The sequence below is a fragment of the Planctomycetia bacterium genome (genome assembly GCA_015200345.1).
Classification (GTDB): domain Bacteria; phylum Planctomycetota; class Phycisphaerae; order UBA1845; family UTPLA1; genus PLA3.
Genome location: CP054187.1, coordinates 2,167,492 through 2,184,377 on the forward strand (window position 1 = coordinate 2,167,492; position 16,886 = coordinate 2,184,377).

Below are 16,886 nucleotides of genomic sequence, written 5' to 3' on the forward strand. Positions count from 1 at the left end.
CCCGCGATCAATCGCCTGCATCGCCCGGCCTTCGCGCCTCGCTCGCGAGATGGGCCTGATTGTCATCCCCCACACCCTGCGGCGCCGGCACACGCACGGACAGGATCGGCTCCGGCATCACCCGCGCACGTGCGACCGCCTCGCGCACCCCCGCATCGGTGTCCGCACCGAGCAGCGTCAGCCACGACTCCCGATATGGCCCGCCCACCTCGTTCACGTACTTCACCAGCCACAGGCGGCGATCCACTGTCATGGATTCCAGCCGTTTCTCAATCTCTGCACGACCCGCCGCCCCGAGCCGAAACAGCCCCGCGCACGCCGAATCCACCCCCGCCGGAACCGTCTCGCCCGACGCCGCGCCGGCCAGAACTTGCCCCAGCAATTCCGCCGCACGCTCGGCCGGCTGCACCTTCGCCAGCGCATCGACCGCCGCCCCCGCCACCACCTCCCGCCGATCCCCACGCAATTCAAACAACGCCGTCTCAATCTCGCGCCGATCCACAAACGCCTCGCACAGCCGAATCACCGCGCAAAGCTGATCTTCCGACCGCGACGCTCGCAAGGCACGCCGAATCTCCGGCAGCACGTATTCCGCCACCTTCGGCTTCCCGCGCAATTGAGCCGCCCGATCGGCCAGCTCCGCGTCTGTCCGATTCTCCAGCGAGGCAATGAACCCCTGCACGCGCGTGCGCAGCTCACGCCGCTCCTGAATCCGGAACCACAAAAACGCCGCCGATCCGACGATCGACACCGTCAGCACGCAGGCCGACACGGCGACCAGAACTCGACCCCAGAAGCCCGCGGCGTGTTCGGGTGATTCCATGGGCAGGCCCCCGCCCACCGGCGCGCTTATTTTAGATGTTTGACTATATGTCGCGTCGCTCATGCTCGTGCCGATCCTACGCCGGCTCACTCGACAGCCCCAGCCGTTGCGTGATGCGCTCGAAATCGTCCAGACTGTAGTACTCTATCACCAGCCTGCCCGTGTGCCGACGCCGCCCCTCGCGCACGTCCACCCGCGTGCCCAGAACCTCCGTCAACCGCCTCGCCACATCCGCCACCGCCGGACGAACCGGCTCCTGCTCCCTCCTGCCCCCCTGTTTGGCTGCCTCGGTCAGCCGCCGAACCTCCGATTCCACCCGGCGCACCGACCAGCCCTCCTTCGCAATCCGCTCGGCCAGTTCGACCTGCTTCCGCGCATCCGACAGGCCCAGCAAGGCGCGGGCATGGCCCATATTTAGACTATTGTCTTCTATCCGCTCCAGGACAGCCGGCGCCAGCGACAGCAGGCGCAGGTAGTTTGTGACCGTTGCCCGGTCCTCCCCCATTTTTTCAGCAATTTGCTCATGAGTCAGGCCGTTGCGATCAGCCAGCGCCTTGTAAGCCCGTGCCCGTTCAACCGCGCCGAGATCGGCACGCTGGATATTCTCGATCAGCGCTAACTCGAGCATTTCGGCATCGCCGACAGCTCGAATCAGGGCCGGCATCTCTTTCAGCCCAGCCTTGCGAGCCGCTCGCAGGCGTCGCTCCCCCGCCACAAGCTCGAAACCGCTGCCACTGCGCCGCACCACGATCGGCTGTAATGCCCCGCGATCTTTTAGCGACCTGGCAAGGCTTTCGATGGACGCCTCGTCGAAGTTCTTTCTCGGCTGGGCGGGGTTGGTTCGAATGGAATCAACCGCCACCATTTGGAGTAGTGGACCAACCTTCGCCGCTGTACCAGCGGGCTGTACTGGTTCCGGCAATTCAGTTGGCGTTTCGATCCCGACGGGTGCCTGCGGGATGTTATCGCGCTGGATGTCGGTTGAAATGAGCGAGGAAAGCCCCCTACCGAGTCGCTTGGGTTGCGCCGACATTTTGGATTCGCCTCCTTGCGAGAAGTTCGATTGTTTTGAGATTTCCATCCGATTGCGGCGGGATCGTAGCTGATCTATGTACCAAACGCAATCTCATGTTTCACGTGAAACCTCGTAAAGATCGTATAGTATAGTTAAACCTACGTTCCACGTGAAACATTAATCGGATATTTTAAGTCCGACATGTGGTAATGGTGAGGGCTCTCCGATACCGATAACCAATTGAGACCATCATGGCCCATTGTGGTAACAGGTTACCAGGAACATCGTTATGCGAGCCAGGCTGACGCTGCCGACAATCATTGCATCCTTATTGCTGGCAACATCTTGCAGCGAGCAAGTATCCCAGAAGAGAATCCAGCGCCGGTGGGAATCCGTTGGCACCACCATCGCGGGCATCGAAAAACGCGAGCGGCAATCGCCGAAGCGAATTGATGAGGCCGCTCAAACGCTTAATCACTGGCTCGAGCAGGAGAGCGAGCGGTTCAACGAACGCGTTAAGATCATTGGCGACTATGCTTGGTAGGGCGGCAGGGCGTCTGTCTATGCTCCGGCTGTGTTGCACAGCCGTCGCCGAGCACGTGGACATGCCGCTTGCTGTTGGATCGCGCACGAATCCATCGCGAGGACGAGCCGCCTCGCGGATTTGAATTCCGGGGCAACGCAATCGTGCGGCAGGGCGGCGGGGTGATTCGACAACCAGGGCCGCGACGGCGCCGAATCGTTACATTTGACTATTTTTAGGGGCGATCATGATCCAATGCGAACAGTGCGAACACTTCCGGCGCGGGCCGGGCGGCGAGGCGCGCCTGATGTGTGACCCGTTCAGCACGATCAAGGAGCCTGAATGTTTACAAAAGTGGCAATTGCTGCGGCTGGCGGAGCTGTCTCGCAAGGCGGATCGGATGGTGGGGGCCTACGAGGCGACGCTGGAGATCTATCGCCGCTTCGAGCCGTTGCAGGAGAAGATGTTCCGCCACATGGAGCGCGAGATCGACGACGCCGAAGAATCGGATTCGTGGAAGTACGAGGACGACGACGAAGCGGATGATGCGGAAGGGCGGTAGGGGGCGCAAACACATCTTCGCGTCCAAGTCGGGCCAGTCATCGCCCGGACGGCGTGGTCGCGACGGGCTAGTTCCGCCGCATGATTGCGGCGGCCCGGACCGATGGAATTCATTACGCTCGCGCGGGCTTGCGCGGGGGTTTCGCCGCGGCGCCAGCGCACATTTCGACGGCTGCGGAAATGATCTGTTCCTCCTGCGGGAGGACAAGGTTGGCGGCGGGGCCAAGTGGGATGTACGTGTCTTCGCCGACGATTCGGCAGATGGCGAGGTCGCCGAAGCGCCCCGTCGAACATTCGCTCGATATTGATGGGCCGCGCGGGCTGAAGCCCGCGGCTCGCTGCGCGCCCGGCGCGTTGGCTCGTGCGGTTCGCTGATCGGGGCATCCTTCGACAATCGCAGTGATGATTCCTTCGGATACTCCGGCGCTGCGACGGCCCTCGTCGACGATCAGTACGTTGCCGCACGCCGAAGCCTGTTCACAGATTTCCGCCTCGTTGAGCGGCAGGAGCCAGCGCAGATCAACGACGCGTGCGCGAATGCCGTGATCGCGCTCCAGCACTTTCGCGGCCCGCAAAGACATGTACACGCCGTTGCCGAACGTGAGGATGCACAAATCGTCGGCGTCGGGGAAATAGACGCGCGGCTCGCCGAGGGGAATCGCCTCGCCGGGCGGGGGGTAATCAAACGACCAGCCTTCGTCGCCGGTCTCGTGCAGATCCTTCGTCATGTACAGCGCGATCGGCTCCAGAAACGCCACCACGCGGCCGTCGACGCGTGCGAGGGCGGCGCAGGTTCGGATCATCGCGGCGGCATCGTCCCCGCGCGAGGGGCAGGCGATGACCAGGCCGGGAATATCGCGCAGGGCGGCGATGCTGTTGTCATTGTGGAAGTGGCCGCCGAACCCTTTTTGATAGGCCAGCGAAGCGACGCGCATCACCATTGGATTGCGATACTGGCCCTTTGAAAAAAACTGCATCGAGCATGCCTCGCCGCGAATCTGATCGCAGGCGTTGTGGAAATAGGCAAGATACTGAATCTCCGGGAAGGGCAGCAGGCCCATGTAGCCCGCGCCCTGTGCCAACCCAAGAATCGTCTGCTCGTCGAGCAGCGTGTTAAACACGCGGCCTGCCTTGTAGCGCTTGAACAAATCCTTGGTGACGTAGTAGACGCCGCCTTTTTGCGCCACGTCTTCGCCGAAGACAATCATCTCCGAGTACAAGGCCATCAGATCGAAGAGCGCGGCGTTGATCTGCACCGCGAGATGGCGACGGCCGAGCTTCTCGGGCAGTTTGTCCACTCCGCCGAAGACGTCGGCCCGCTTTGCGGCGTCCGCGCCGCGTCGCGCTTCGGCGTTCACTTTCTCCGGGTGATAGGGCGCGAGCGGGGCCATGACTTCGGCGGCGCTTGCCAGCCGCGGGCGCTTGATGACGCGTTCGGCGGCTTCGCGCGTTCGCGAGCGAATGGCTTCATACATTTCGAGAATCCGCGGCGCGGTCATTAAACCGAACTCAAGCACACGCCGGGCCGATGTCAGCAGCGGGTCGTGCGTCTCGACCTCGGCGATCTCCTCGAGCGTGTGATAGGCCAGCTCGATGTCGGACCCGGCGTGACCGAGCATGCGAATGGTGCGAAGGTGCAGAAACGTCGGCGCGCGGTGCCTGCGACAGTGCTCGACGGCCTGCGCCACGACGGAGTAGCCCTCGACAAGGTCAAGCCCATTCGCCCGAAAGTAGGCGAGACCGGGTCGATTTGAGAAGTTTGTCTCGATCCAGCCGGGCGGCGTGCGGACGGAGATGCCGATGCCGTTGTCCTCGCAGACGAAAAGCACGGGCACGGGCAGCGATTGAAACGCGGCCCATTGCGCCGCGTTGAAGGCGCCCTGCGCGGTCGAGTGGTTCGTGCTGGCGTCGCCGAACGAGCAGACGATGATGCTGTCGTCCGGCACCGGCGGCTTGATGCGCAGCGCCCGCGCTCGCTGAAGGCCGATGGCCGCGCCGACTGCCTTGGGAAGGTGGCTGGCGATGGTGCTGGTCTGCGGGAGAACCCATGCCGGGACCGAGCCCCAGACCTTGTGCCGCCCGCCGGAGATCGGATCCTCGGCGCTGGCCGCCTGCGAGAGGATCGTGTCGTAGATGAAGTCGATTTCGGGCACCTTGCGGCATCGCTCGGCCATAAATCCGCCGCTCCGGTAGTGGAGAAAGGCGGGGTCGGTGAGCCGGGTGAGACGGCCGACCATGGCGTTGCCTTCGTGCCCGGCGGAACCAATGGTGTAATAAGCGGCATCCTTTGAGCGGAGGTATCTGGCGATCAGGTCCAGATGCCGCGTAACCATTTGCGATTCAAAGAGTTGCAGCAGGTCTTTGCCTGTCATGGGATTGTCCGGCGCGACCGGCTCGTCGGCGGAAAGCCGTCGAGAGGGGGCGTCGGACCAGCCCTTGAGGAGGGCGACGAAGGCGTCGTCAATTGCTTGGGCGCGGTTGAGGCTCATGCGAGAAAGCTACTCGCGGAGCGGGTGGGTGGTCAATCGGCTGGGCAATGGGGGTTATCGCGGCGGCCAGGGATGGGCTACCTTGTCAGCATGTCGCATCATCGCGTCACGGTGATCGGGTTTTTGGTCGGGCTGGCAGCCACGCTGCTGCTGGCGGCGCACGTGTTCTGGGTGGAGCCGGGGCTGCCTGGGCGGGCGAGGCTGTTCGAACGGCTGGAATATCAGTCATTTGACTTTCGTATTAATTATTTCAACACGCTGGAGCCGGCGTCGCCGCTGGTGCACCTGGACATCGATGACAACGCCCTGTCGCGTGTGGGGCGCTGGCCGTGGAAACGGCGTGACCTGGCGGACCTGATCCGCGTGACGACGGAGCTTGGGGCACGGTTGATTCTGATCGATTTGCTGTTCGACGAGCCGCAACCGGTGTCGATCAGCGATCCGGCCTATTTGGGGGATGCCGACATCGAGGGGCCTGCGAGCGTGGTGGGGGAGCTATCCGACGCGAATCGCGTGTTTGACGATCTCGAGTTGGCGAACGCCATTCGCGCGAGCGGGCGAGTGGTATTGTCGGTACAGGGAGATGTTCCGCCGCCGGGTGAAACGTCTGTGCGCCGGCGGGTCGAGACCCTGTTGCAGGGCGGTGAGTCAGACTGGCAGCTCATTGCGCAACGATTGAACGCGACAACGGCTGCTGGGCGCGAACTCGTGCGCCGCGAAGTGTTGCGAGCGCGCGCCGCGGCGGAATTGAGCAGGCGCTTCACGCTGGGCGAGGCGGAGTTGGCTGTGGCGCTGGGCGCAAGCATCGAAGACGTGCGCGAGGTGATCGCAGGAGCGAAGTCGCGCGCCGCGGCTGCGCGGATGCGGGAGTTGTTTCGCAAGGATCGGCCCACGCTGGACGCCGCGCTGCGCGCGATCCTGGGCGAGGCGACGGACAGTCGCACGGCCGACCGGCGCGATGTCGTTGCGGCATATCGCGAGGCGCTGGGGTGGGAGGCGATGCGACGGGCAATGATTCCGGCGCCGGCTGAACCTGCGGCCGCGCGATCGCGTGAAGGGGTCGCGTCGAGCAGGAGGCTGGCATCGCTGCCGCACGTGGCGGAGAGATTGTCTCCCGTCTATTTCATGTTCGGCGAGGCGGCGGCGGACATCGGGGCGGTGAATTTTCGCGGCGATTCGGACGGCGTGGTGCGGCGCGTTCCGCCGTTGATTCTCACTGACGAGGGTGTGTTGCGGCATCTGGGCGTGGCGGGGGCGTGTCTCGCACTTGGCATTTCGACGTCTGATATTGCGCTTTCTGACGAGAACGAGCTGGTGCTGGGAGCGTCGCGCCCGGGAGCGGGCCGCGTGGCGGCACGGCTGGACGCCGGCGAAAACCTGATCATCCATTGGACAAGCACGGGGCGGCGCTGGCGACAGGGCGAAGACTTTCCCCATGTTTCGGCCGCCAAGGCATGGTCGATTGTCGATGCCAGGCGGCAGATCGAGGCGAACGAGACGGCGACGGCATATCTCCTCGCGGAGATCGTGGCGGCCGCGCGTGGTGAGGCCACCATCGAAACCGGCAGCGCAGGCGGCGCGTCGAAGTCGGAGTTGATTTCGGGTGACGCGGCTTATCGACAGAAGGTGAACGACCAATTGAAGCTGGCCCGTGAGGCGCACCTGGCGAGGCTGCGCGGCGATCGGCCGGAAGCGGAGCGATCGCGCATGGAGCAGCGTTCGGCGGCGCTGCTGGCAGAGATTCGCGCGGAACAGGAGCAGGCGATCTCGGCAATCGAGGCGGCGTGCGCCGAGTTAGAGTCACTCACGCCGGAGGAACTGTCGGCCGACGCGGCCCTGAAGGCGGATTACGATCGGTACCTGGGCGCACGGCGTCTGATCACCCATGATCTCGCGCGAATGAAACAGGCGAACAAGCTGTTGCAGGAGACGGTCGACGCAGCGCGGCGAGAACTTGAGCCGCGATTGAAGGACAAGATCGTGCTGCTCGGATTTGCAGCGACGGCGCAGGGCGACATCGTCTCGACACCCATCGATCCCGTCACCAATGGTGTGATGTGTCATGCGCATGTGTTAAACAGCCTGCTCCAGCGGCGGTTCATTCAAGCGACCGGCACGGCAACGGGAGCGGCCGCGTTCATCGTGCTGGGCGCGTTGGTGAGCTATGTGACCGCGCGGCAGGGACCTTGGCGATCGTTGCTGGAGACGGCAGCGCTGCTCGGGGCATTCGGGCTGTTCAACGCGTACTGGCTGTTTCAGCGCCGCGACATCTGGCTGCCGCTGGCCGGTCCGATGGTCGCGGGCGGCGTCGCGTGGGCGGTGGTGACGCTGTTCCGGCAGTTGACGGCCGAGAAAGACCGCCGCATGTTCGCGCGGCAGTTGAGCCTGTACACGTCGCCGGCGATCGCGGCGAAGATCGCGGAGAGTCCGTCGGCGATGGCGGCGTTCAAGACGGTGCAGACGCGCGACGTGACGTGCCTGTTCTCCGATCTGGCGGGCTTCACGACCATCTCGGAGCAGCAGGACGCCGAGGTCGTGCAGCTGGTGCTGAACACCTACCTGCGGCGCATGAGCGAGGTAATCTGGGCGCAGCGCGGGCTGATCAACAAGTTCATGGGTGACGGGATCATGGCATTCTTCAACCCGTCGGTCGATCCGATGCCCGATCACCCTCGCGTCGCCTGCGAGACGGCCCTGCTGATGCTCGAAGCGCTGGAAGCGCTGAAGGGCGAACACGGCGCGGGCACGGCCGACGGTGTGTTCCAGCAGCTTGATATGCGGATCGGTCTCGCGACGGGGCTGGCGAAGAACGGCGATCTCGGCTCGGATCTGAAGGCGGATTACACGGTGATTGGAGATGTGGTGAATCTGGCGGCGCGGCTGGAGCCGGCGAACAAGGTCTTCGGGACGAAGCTGATGATCAGCGGTCCGACGCGCGAAGCGGTGAAGGATGCGTACGAGTTTCGCTACCTCGCCGAGTTGCAGGTGAAGGGGAAGAAGACGACGGTGCCGGTGTACGAATTGATCGGCCGCCGCGGCTCGCTGAACGACGAGCAGCGCGCGTACGTCGAGCGGTTCGAGGCGGGCGTCGCGCTTTACAAGGCGATGAAATGGGACGAGTGCATCGTGCATTTCACGCGCATGCTGGCGCGGCGGCCGGACGACGCGGGAGCGAGCCGCTATATTGATGCGTGCCAGGAGTTAAAGCAGTTCCCGCCGGAAGAGGGGGAGTGGCGCGGAGCGCTGGAGTTGAAAGAGAAATGAGACCGCGGCCGTACAAGGAATTGATCGCACGAATCGACGCGGCGTGTCGCGGAATGGACCGCGCGGCTGCGATGCAGGTGTTTGTCGATATCGCATGGGACGCGCTGCAACCGACGGGGGTTTCCTGGTTGGGGTTTTATTTCGGCGGTGCGGAGGAGATGACGCTCGGTCCGCGGCGCGACAAGCCGGCCTGTACGCCGATCGGTCTGCACGGGGTCTGCGGGCGGGCGTACACGAGCCGGCGGCCGCAAGTCGTGGCGGACGTGGCGACGCTGGGGGCGAATTACGTCGCATGCGACCCTCGGGATCGTTCCGAAGTGGTGATTCCCTGCATTGATCCGGATGGCGTGTGTTGGGGCGTGCTCGATCTGGACAGCCACGAGGCGGGTTCGTTCGGCGAGGCGGACGTGCGCGGGCTGACGGGTGCGTTGATCGCCGCGGGGCTGACGTCAGAATCCAATGAAGCGTGACGAGTTGAGAATGTAGAAAGCGGTCATCAGCGGCTTCGCGCAGGAATTGCCGGGGCCGCGCGTGAACTGCGCTTTTTGCCGAATCGCACGCAGCCGCGCAACCCTATGCGCAGACACCTGTTGCGCGGCTCGCGGTTTCTCAAGCCAGTCTTCTACTCGCGTCGATAAGGAGGGGTCGGTTTATCGGACAATCGCGCGCGGGCGACGCGGCGCGGTCCGGGCTTTTCGGCCCATTCGCTTCTGATGTCGCCCGTCGCAACCACCGATAAACCGCACGCGGCGCGGCCACGGATTGGCTGCCGGGAAGCGAGTTCTGCATGTCGCGACGGATCGCATCGTTCGGCTGGATCGTGGCGGGCATCGCGCTGATTGCGGGCTGCCGGATTCCTGTCCATCGCGCTCCCGCAGCGGCGGCGCCGACGTCCGGCAGTGCGACAGCGGTGTCCGCACCGGGTGATGACGCATCCGATCGGTATCGCGATCTTCGTCTATTTGGCCAGAGCAGTGCGTCGAGCGACTTCTCATTCGAGGCGCGTCCGGCGGACAATCTGCAACAGCATACCGCGCCAAGCGAGGGCGGCGATTTCGATCCGTCCGTCGATCCGGCGGGGCGGCAGCTTGTCTTCGCTTCGACGCGTCATTCGGTTCACAGCCATATATACGTGAAGCCGATCAACGGTGCCACGCTTGTGCAGCTCACCGACGAACGCGCAAACGACGCGCAGCCGGTCTTCTGCCCGATGGGCAAGCGGATCGCCTTCGCGAGCGATCGCGCCGGCCAGTGGGACATCTACGTGATGGATGCCAACGGACGCAACGTACGGCAGATCACGAACAGCCCCGCGGCAGAGCTGCATCCGAGCTGGTCGCCGGATGGGACGCGGATTGTTTACTGCCGCCTGAATCCATCGGAGCCGGAGGGCGAGTTGTGGGTGGTTGACCTGGACAATCCCGGCACGAAGCGGTTCATCGGTGAGGGGCTGTTCCCGGCGTGGTCGCCGCGCGGCGGCAAGATCGCGTACCAGCGCGCGCGGCAGCGCGGCAGCCGCTGGTTCAGCATCTGGACGATGGACTTCGACAACAACGAGTCGCTTTACCCGACCGAGGTTGCCAGCAGCACGCTGGCGGCGTTCATCCTGCCGAGCTGGTCGCCCGACGGCACGCAGATCGCCTTCGCCGCGGTCAGCCCGGCCGGCGACGACGGTTCGCGCCCGCGCCTTTCCGGCCGGGGCCGCTCCGACATCCTGCTTGTCGATGCCGACGGTCGCGGGATGCAGCGTCTGACCAACGGGCGCGGCGAGAACTACTCGCCGTATTGGGCGACCGATCAGCGTGTCTATTTCACGGCACGATCCGGTCGCAGTGAGACGATCTGGAGCGCGCGGCCGTTCCAGCCGGCGATGGAGGAATTGCCGTCCCCGGGCGCGCCGAATCGCCGAGCGGCGTCGGCGCAGGAGGTGGCGGATGACTAGCCGCCGGCGGCCAATGCATGGGATTCCTGGGCGGCGCGCTCCGATTGCGGCGTGGGCCTGGTTGGCGATGGTCACGTTGTGCGGCTGCGCGCAAAGCGAAAAGAAGCCAAGGGTCGAGACTTCGGCCTTGCCGCGGAGCATGACGTTCGCCGTTGCTCCGGTGCTGAATTACAGCGGGCAGCCCGATCTGGACCCGCTGCGGCTGGCGGACCTGCTGGCGTCGGAACTGACGTATGTGCGTGGCGCGGCGGTGTTGCCGGTCAGTCGCGTGGCGGCTGTGCTGCTGTCGCAGGGAAAGACGCAGGTTGAATCGCCGGAGCACGCGCGCGCGCTGGCCCGGCAGATCGGCGCGGATGCGATGATCGTCGGGGGCGTGACGGAGTACGACGCGTACGCACCCACCGTGGGGCTGGTGCTGCAACTGTACCTGACGGACGCAGCGGGGAGCGCGCCGCTCGATTTGGGAGAGGCCCGTTTTCGATCTTCGCCGTATGTCGCAGTTCGGGCGACGCCGAAGGCCGGTCCCTCGGCGCAGGTGCAGGGCACCTACAACGCGATGCACAAGTCGGTGGTGGACCGCGTGCGCGAGTACGCGCGGGAGCGCAGCGAAACGGATCATCCCGACGGCTGGCGACAATACACGCAAGTTCAGTCGCTCTTCATTCGATTTTGTTGGAACGACGCCTTGCGGGCGATGCTCGATCAGGACTCGTGGAAGCGCGATCTGGTTGCGGGGACCGCGGACGTGTCGGAGACCTATCATGAATAAGGCGGAAGTGCGGCAATTATCGCTCGTAAAAGGCAGCCACCGGTATCTGTTTCGTTACCGGCCCGGCAGCGAAGCGGACGTCATCGGGGCATTGGCCACGCTGGCCAGCGACGCCCAGACGGATTTCGACTGGTTTGATGCGGCCGTCTTGAGCTACCAGATGGGCCGCAGAATTGAGTCAGAACTAGATGAACTCCGTGCATGAAAAGCCCGATAGGGTTTGTGTCCGTAAAAGCGGAGGATCCGCCGGTTTGTCGGTTGCGGCCTAGACCCCCGAAGCCGAACAAAACCTGGAATGGGTGGGATGGCCGAGGAGCGGCGCGTTAGCCAGGTTGAAAGAAAGGAACAAGACAAGTGATCGCCGAAAAGAGTCCCGCGACCATGAGCCAAGAACATCCGCTCGTTACCGACTTCCTGAACTACCTGCGGTTCGAACGGCACTTCTCGCCCCACACCGGCAAGTGCTATGCGGCCGATCTCTACCAGTTCGGTCAGTTTCTGATCGGCGGAGCGGAGGCGGCGGCCCGCGTCTCGCTTCCGGCGCGCAGCGCCGGCCATGCCGGCGAGTCCGGTCACGGCGGTGCGGCCGGGTCGTACGGCCACGGCGCGCCGGCGACGATGGCGGCGAACGAGGTCGAAGTGCTGCGCGACAAGCTGTTGAAAGTGGACGCGAATCAGATTCGCGCGTTTCTCGCCTTTTTGCATGAGCGCGAGTACTCGAAAGCCACGGCAGCGCGAAAGCTCGCGACGCTGCGAAGCTTCTACAAGTTCTGCCTGCGCAAGGGCCTGATCAGCGCCAATCCGGTCGCGGCGATCCGAACGCCCAAGCAGGAGAAGCGTCTGCCGAAGTTTCTGGACATTGAACAGATCCGCAAGCTGCTCTCGACGCCCGACGATACGACGCTGCTGGGCGCGCGCGATCGCGCGATGCTCGAGACGCTGTACAGCACCGGCGTTCGCGTGAGCGAACTGGTGGCCCTGAATCTCGCCGACGTGGACATCCCCGGCGAGTGCCTGAAGATTCGCGGCAAGGGGCGCAAGGAACGCATCACGCCGATCGGCCCGACGGCCCTGGCGGCGATCAAGCGCTACGTCGAAATGCGCACCAGCGATCCGCGCAGCACGACGTTCGACAAGGAGCCGCTGTACGTCAACAAGCATGGCCAGCGATTGAGCACACGAAGCGTCCGCCGCAAGCTGGACAAGTATCTGACCATGTGCGGCCTCGATCCGTCGATCAGCCCGCACACCCTGCGGCACACGTTCGCCACGCACATGCTGAACAACGGCGCCGACCTGCGAAGCGTGCAGGAGCTGCTCGGCCACCAGTCGATCAGCACGACGCAGGTCTATACACACCTGACGACGTCGGCGTTGAAGAAGGAATACGACGAGAGCCATCCGCGAGCGTAACGCTCTGGAGCGATTCGCCGATTTTCTTCGTGGGACATTCAACGGGCGGGTGATGCGATGGAGTCGCGTCACCCGCCTGTTTCATTGGTGGGGCCCTAGATCAGTTTCTCTTCCTCGCGAAGAATGCGAACGAGTTCCCTGGCCATGTCGGCCGGCTCTCCGGAGAGCTTGCGGCCCGGTGGTCGCGGCGGTGGGGGGGCAAACTCGCCCATGCGCGTGCCGACGGCATCGGCCGAGAGGTCCGCAGCCGCCAATCCGAGTGCGGCGGCGTTCTTGGTATCGACCGGTCGCTTCTTGGCTTTCATCAGCCCCGGGAGCGACGGGTAGCGCGGCTCGCACAGGCCTTTCTCGATCGTCAGCAGCGCGGGCAACTGGACCTGCACGACTTCCTCCGCGCCTTCGATGCGCCGGCGGACGGTCGCGCTCTTGAAGCCATTGCCCCATTCAATGGCCGTGACCGCGCCGACGTGCGGCCAGCCGAGCAGTTCGGCGAGTGCGGGGCCAAGTTGACCGCTGTCGTAATCAATCGCATGCTTGCCGGCGAAGATGAGTTCATAGCCGCCGTCCTTGATCGCCGCGGCGATGACCCGCGCCGAGGTCAATTCATCGAGATGGTTGAACGCGTCGTCGCACAGGTGGATGCCGTGGTCCGCGCCCATGGCGTAGGCGGTACGAATGACATCGACCGCAGCCGCGGGTCCGAGGGTCAGCACGGTGATTTCGACGCCCGCGCCGGGGTTCTTCTCCTTGAATTGCAGCGCGGCTTCGACGGCGAACTCGCAGAACGGGTTCATCACGAACTTGACGCCGGCGGTCTCGATGCCGCTGCCGTCGGCCTTGACCTTGATGTTGGCCGTGGACTCGGGGACGTATTTTGCGAGGACGAGCACTTTCATGGTTCCACCCTGTTACGAGGTCTTGAGCAGCACATCCGCCAAGTCGGCGATGCCTTCGCCGTGCGAGGCAACGGTCTTGATGACCGGCCGCTTGCTGCCGAGCGTTTCGCGAATCTGGGCATCAAGCCGGTCGGCGCCGGGCAGGTCGGCCTTGTTGATGACAAACACATTCGCGACTTCGGTGATGCCGGCCTTGTCGAGTTGCAGTTCGTCGCCCGCGCCGGGCATGAGCAGCAGCACGACGGGGCGGGCGAGCTTTCGCACAGTGACATCATTCTGGCCCGCGCCGACGGTCTCAATGATGACGACATCGTATTTCGCGTGTCGCAGCGCGCGGACCATGCCATCGGTGGTCGGCGCGAGACCGCCCAGCTCGCCGCGGCTGGCCGACGAGCGCAGGAAGACTCCTTCGTCGCCGGCGTTTTGCGTCATGCGAGCGCGGTCGCCGAGCAGGGCTCCGCCGGTGATCGGGCTGGCCGGATCAACCGCCAGCACGGCCACGCGCTTGCTCCGGCAGCGCAGCTCCTTGAGCAGTCGACCGATGAGCGTGCTCTTGCCGACGCCGGGCGCGCCGGTCATGCCGACGACGATGGTTGGATGGCTTGATTCGGGAATCCGCTCGGCCGCTTCTTCTTGGCCGGCGTCGTTCTCGACCCAGGTGAGAAGGCGTCCGGTCGCCGAGCGGCTTCCCTTCGCCGCCTCGGCGACGAGCAGATCAATCGTGCCGTCCTTTGGGCGCTGCGCGCGGGCCGCGCGGGCCTGCTCCCGAATTGTGGAGACAATCGTCTCCATCGAACTTTCGGTTTCGAGGATGGCACTGACGCCGACGGCTTTCATGGCCGGCACGTCGTCATGCGGAATGATGCCGCCAATAACGACGGGCATATCGGCCCGGCCGTGGGCCTGCATCTCCTGCATGATGATCGGGACGAGCGTCATGTGTGCGGCGCTGTGGAAACTGACGCCCAGCACGTCGGCGTCCTCCTCGACGGCCGCCTTCGCCGCGCCGGCGGGGGTCTGCCACAGGCCGGTGTAGATGACTTCCATGCCGGCGTCGCGCAGGCCGCGGGCCAGCACCTTCACGCCGCGGTCGTGGCCGTCCAGCCCGACTTTGGCCAGCAGGATTCGCGTGGGAGTTTCCTTCATCGCGCCGATCGCCCCGGAGACGAAATCGGCCGCTTCGCATCGAAACAGCCGAGCTTGGCATTGTCGCAGAGGGGGGAAAGAGCGCCAAGGGGCACCGGCCCCTGAATGGAGCGACCGGAGCGAGCGGGAGATTCCGGCTCGCCGCTCGATTTGGGGTTCATTCCTCGCTCGTATCCAGCACCGCCATAAAGGCCGACTGCGGGATGGCCACGCTGCCGACCTGTTTCATGCGCTTCTTGCCTTCCTTCTGCTTCTCCAGCAGCTTGCGTTTTCGGGAGATGTCGCCGCCGTAGCACTTGGCGGTCACGTCCTTGCGCACAGGCTTGATCGTCTCGCGGGCGATGATCTTGTTGCCGATGGCCGCCTGGATGGGAATCTCGAACAGATGGCGGGAGATTTCCTTTTTCAGGCGCGAGATCAGCCGGCGGCCGCGCGTTTCGGCGCGCGAACGATGCACGATGACCGACAACGCGTCCACCGGCGAGCCGTTCACGAGGATGTTCAGCTTCACGAGATCATCCGGCCGGAAGTCGATCAGCTCGTAGTCCATCGTCGCGTAGCCGCTGGTGACGCTCTTGAGCCGGTCGAAGTAGTCGTAGATCACTTCCGCCAGCGGGAACTCGTAAGTCATCACGACGCGCTCGGTGGACAGATAATCCGTCTTTTTGTGAATGCCGCGTCGCTCTTCGCTCAACTTCATCACATTGCCGATGTATTTCGACGGCAGGATGATCTCGGCGCGGATGTACGGCTCGCGAATCTCCTCGATCTTCTCGGCCTGCGGCAAATCCGCCGGCGACTCGATCAGCTCCACGCGGCCGTCCTTGTGCAGCACCTCGAATCCGACGGTCGGCGCGGTCTGCACGAGGTCCACGTCGCTTTCGCGCTCCAGCCGCTCCTGGATGATCTTCATGTGCAGCAGCCCCAGAAAGCCGCAGCGGAAGCCGATGCCCAGCGCGGCGCTGTTGGTCGGCTGAAAGTTGAAGCTCGAGTCATTCAGCCACAGCTTTTCCATCGCCTCGCGCAGCTGCGCGCTGGTCGTCCCCGGGCCTGGGTAGAAGTCGCAAAACACCATCTGCTGCGGGGGCTTGTAGCCCGGCAGCGGCGCATCGCACGGGCGCGATTCGCTCGTCACGGTCTCGCCGATGTTCACATCGTGAATGGTCTTGATGTTCGCGAAGAGGTAGCCTACCTCGCCGGACGACAGCGACGCCGCGCTCGTGATCTTCGGCGTGAAAACGCCGACATCGCTCACCTGGTACGTCCGCCCGGCCGCCATCAGCCGCACCTTGTCGCCCTTTGCGATGGAGCCGTCCACGACGCGCATGTGACACACGACGCCGCGATGCACGTCAACCTTCGCGTCGTAGATCAGCGCCTTGAGGGGGGCATTCCGGTCCCCGACCGGTGCCGGGATGCGCTCGACGACGGCGCGGAGGATCTCGTCGACGCCGACACCCGACTTGGCCGAGGCGAAGATGGACTCGTTCGCCGAGGTGCCCAGCACATGCTCCAGCTCCAGCGCGATGTCCTCCGGTCGCGCCGCCGGCAGATCGATCTTGTTGATGACCGGAATGATGACGAGATTCGCCTCAATCGCCTTGTACGCGTTCGCCAGCGTCTGCGCCTGAATCCCCTGCACGGCATCCACCAACAGCAACACGCCCTCGCAGGCGGCCAGCGCCCGGCTTACTTCGTAGTGAAAATCCACATGGCCCGGCGTGTCGATCAGGTTCAGCGTGTATACCCCGGCAGGAGGCGCGGTCCCGACTCCGCCGCCGCTGCGAACGGCATCGGTCGCGACGGGGGTGTAGTCGTATCGCAGCCTCGCGCGATTGGCCTTGATGGTGATGCCCATCTCGCGTTCGAGGTCCATGTCGTCAAGGAACTGCGCGCGGAACTCGCGGTCGGTGATCGCACCGCAGCGCAGCAGCAGTCGGTCGGCCAGCGTGCTTTTGCCGTGGTCGATGTGGGCGATGATGGAGAAATTGCGAATCCAGGCGTTGGACATCGGTGGAGATTCTATCGCGGATGGTTCGAATCCG

Annotated in this window: 14 protein-coding genes; 8 read left to right on the top strand and 6 right to left on the bottom strand. The window is 64.3% G+C overall.

Annotation, left to right across the window (positions count from 1 at the left end; all coding sequences use genetic code 11):
- Nucleotides 1-7: 7 nt before the first annotated feature.
- Both HRU71_08945 and HRU71_08950 read right to left on the bottom strand, forming a co-directional pair.
- The gene (locus HRU71_08945) at nt 8-823 is read right to left on the bottom strand and encodes a hypothetical protein (protein ID QOJ03605.1); all 816 of its coding nucleotides are present in this window, start codon (nt 821-823) and stop codon (nt 8-10) included.
- A 76-nt stretch (nt 824-899) separates the two neighbouring features.
- On the bottom strand, nt 900-1,856 hold the full coding sequence (locus HRU71_08950; protein QOJ03606.1) for a ParB/RepB/Spo0J family partition protein: 957 nt from the start codon (nt 1,854-1,856) through the stop codon (nt 900-902).
- Between the two features lie 271 nt (nt 1,857-2,127).
- On the opposite strand from HRU71_08950, the gene HRU71_08955 reads away from it, so the two are divergent.
- The gene (locus HRU71_08955; GenBank protein QOJ03607.1) at nt 2,128-2,382 is read left to right on the top strand and encodes a hypothetical protein; all 255 of its coding nucleotides are present in this window, start codon (nt 2,128-2,130) and stop codon (nt 2,380-2,382) included.
- Nucleotides 2,383-2,608: 226 nt separating this feature from the next.
- Nucleotides 2,609-2,923: a hypothetical protein gene (locus HRU71_08960; protein QOJ03608.1), complete on the top strand. Its 315-nt coding sequence runs from the start codon at nt 2,609-2,611 to the stop codon at nt 2,921-2,923.
- Between the two features lie 112 nt (nt 2,924-3,035).
- On the opposite strand, the gene HRU71_08965 is transcribed toward HRU71_08960, so the two are convergent.
- Nucleotides 3,036-5,411, bottom strand: a complete 2,376-nt coding sequence (locus HRU71_08965) for an MFS transporter (protein ID QOJ03609.1) — start codon at nt 5,409-5,411, stop codon at nt 3,036-3,038.
- Between the two features lie 90 nt (nt 5,412-5,501).
- On the opposite strand from HRU71_08965, the gene HRU71_08970 reads away from it, so the two are divergent.
- From HRU71_08970 to HRU71_08995, 6 genes are all read left to right on the top strand, one after another.
- The gene (locus tag HRU71_08970; protein ID QOJ03610.1) at nt 5,502-8,675 is read left to right on the top strand and encodes a CHASE2 domain-containing protein; all 3,174 of its coding nucleotides are present in this window, start codon (nt 5,502-5,504) and stop codon (nt 8,673-8,675) included.
- Nucleotides 8,672-9,145, top strand: a complete 474-nt coding sequence (locus HRU71_08975) for a GAF domain-containing protein (GenBank protein ID QOJ03611.1) — start codon at nt 8,672-8,674, stop codon at nt 9,143-9,145. Before HRU71_08970 ends, HRU71_08975 begins: the two co-directional genes overlap by 4 nt.
- 317 nt (nt 9,146-9,462) lie before the next feature.
- Nucleotides 9,463-10,617 (top strand): PD40 domain-containing protein, encoded by a 1,155-nt coding sequence (locus HRU71_08980; protein ID QOJ03612.1) that lies wholly within the window; start codon nt 9,463-9,465, stop codon nt 10,615-10,617.
- 139 nt (nt 10,618-10,756) lie between these two features.
- On the top strand, nt 10,757-11,386 hold the full coding sequence (locus HRU71_08985; protein ID QOJ03613.1) for a hypothetical protein: 630 nt from the start codon (nt 10,757-10,759) through the stop codon (nt 11,384-11,386).
- The gene (locus HRU71_08990; GenBank protein QOJ03614.1) at nt 11,379-11,591 is read left to right on the top strand and encodes a hypothetical protein; all 213 of its coding nucleotides are present in this window, start codon (nt 11,379-11,381) and stop codon (nt 11,589-11,591) included. The genes HRU71_08985 and HRU71_08990 overlap by 8 nt, the downstream gene beginning before the upstream one ends.
- A gap of 176 nt (nt 11,592-11,767) precedes the next feature.
- On the top strand, nt 11,768-12,799 hold the full coding sequence (locus HRU71_08995; GenBank protein QOJ03615.1) for a tyrosine recombinase XerC: 1,032 nt from the start codon (nt 11,768-11,770) through the stop codon (nt 12,797-12,799).
- Between the two features lie 95 nt (nt 12,800-12,894).
- Here the strand turns inward: HRU71_08995 and HRU71_09000 are convergent, their stop codons facing one another.
- The 3 genes from HRU71_09000 to lepA form a co-directional block, all read right to left on the bottom strand.
- The gene (locus HRU71_09000) at nt 12,895-13,695 is read right to left on the bottom strand and encodes an electron transfer flavoprotein subunit beta/FixA family protein (protein ID QOJ03616.1); all 801 of its coding nucleotides are present in this window, start codon (nt 13,693-13,695) and stop codon (nt 12,895-12,897) included.
- 12 nt (nt 13,696-13,707) lie between these two features.
- Entirely contained in the window at nt 13,708-14,841 is a 1,134-nt protein-coding gene (locus HRU71_09005; protein ID QOJ03617.1) for a cobalamin B12-binding domain-containing protein, read from the bottom strand.
- A gap of 157 nt (nt 14,842-14,998) precedes the next feature.
- Nucleotides 14,999-16,852, bottom strand: coding sequence for an elongation factor 4 (gene lepA / locus HRU71_09010; GenBank protein ID QOJ03618.1), 1,854 nt, complete (start codon nt 16,850-16,852; stop codon nt 14,999-15,001).
- Nucleotides 16,853-16,886: the final 34 nt, after the last annotated feature.

Coding starts and splice junctions, on each gene's coding strand:
- HRU71_08975 (QOJ03611.1), top strand. CDS start 8,672: ATGAGACCGCGGCCGTACAAGGAATTGATCGCACGAATCGACGCGGCG.
- HRU71_08955 (QOJ03607.1), top strand. CDS start 2,128: ATGCGAGCCAGGCTGACGCTGCCGACAATCATTGCATCCTTATTGCTG.
- HRU71_08950 (QOJ03606.1), bottom strand. CDS start 1,856: ATGTCGGCGCAACCCAAGCGACTCGGTAGGGGGCTTTCCTCGCTCATT.
- HRU71_08965 (QOJ03609.1), bottom strand. CDS start 5,411: ATGAGCCTCAACCGCGCCCAAGCAATTGACGACGCCTTCGTCGCCCTC.
- HRU71_08995 (QOJ03615.1), top strand. CDS start 11,768: ATGAGCCAAGAACATCCGCTCGTTACCGACTTCCTGAACTACCTGCGG.
- HRU71_09005 (QOJ03617.1), bottom strand. CDS start 14,841: ATGAAGGAAACTCCCACGCGAATCCTGCTGGCCAAAGTCGGGCTGGAC.
- HRU71_08960 (QOJ03608.1), top strand. CDS start 2,609: ATGATCCAATGCGAACAGTGCGAACACTTCCGGCGCGGGCCGGGCGGC.
- HRU71_09000 (QOJ03616.1), bottom strand. CDS start 13,695: ATGAAAGTGCTCGTCCTCGCAAAATACGTCCCCGAGTCCACGGCCAAC.
- HRU71_08980 (QOJ03612.1), top strand. CDS start 9,463: ATGTCGCGACGGATCGCATCGTTCGGCTGGATCGTGGCGGGCATCGCG.
- HRU71_08985 (QOJ03613.1), top strand. CDS start 10,757: ATGACGTTCGCCGTTGCTCCGGTGCTGAATTACAGCGGGCAGCCCGAT.
- lepA (QOJ03618.1), bottom strand. CDS start 16,852: ATGTCCAACGCCTGGATTCGCAATTTCTCCATCATCGCCCACATCGAC.
- HRU71_08990 (QOJ03614.1), top strand. CDS start 11,379: ATGAATAAGGCGGAAGTGCGGCAATTATCGCTCGTAAAAGGCAGCCAC.
- HRU71_08945 (QOJ03605.1), bottom strand. CDS start 823: ATGGAATCACCCGAACACGCCGCGGGCTTCTGGGGTCGAGTTCTGGTC.
- HRU71_08970 (QOJ03610.1), top strand. CDS start 5,502: ATGTCGCATCATCGCGTCACGGTGATCGGGTTTTTGGTCGGGCTGGCA.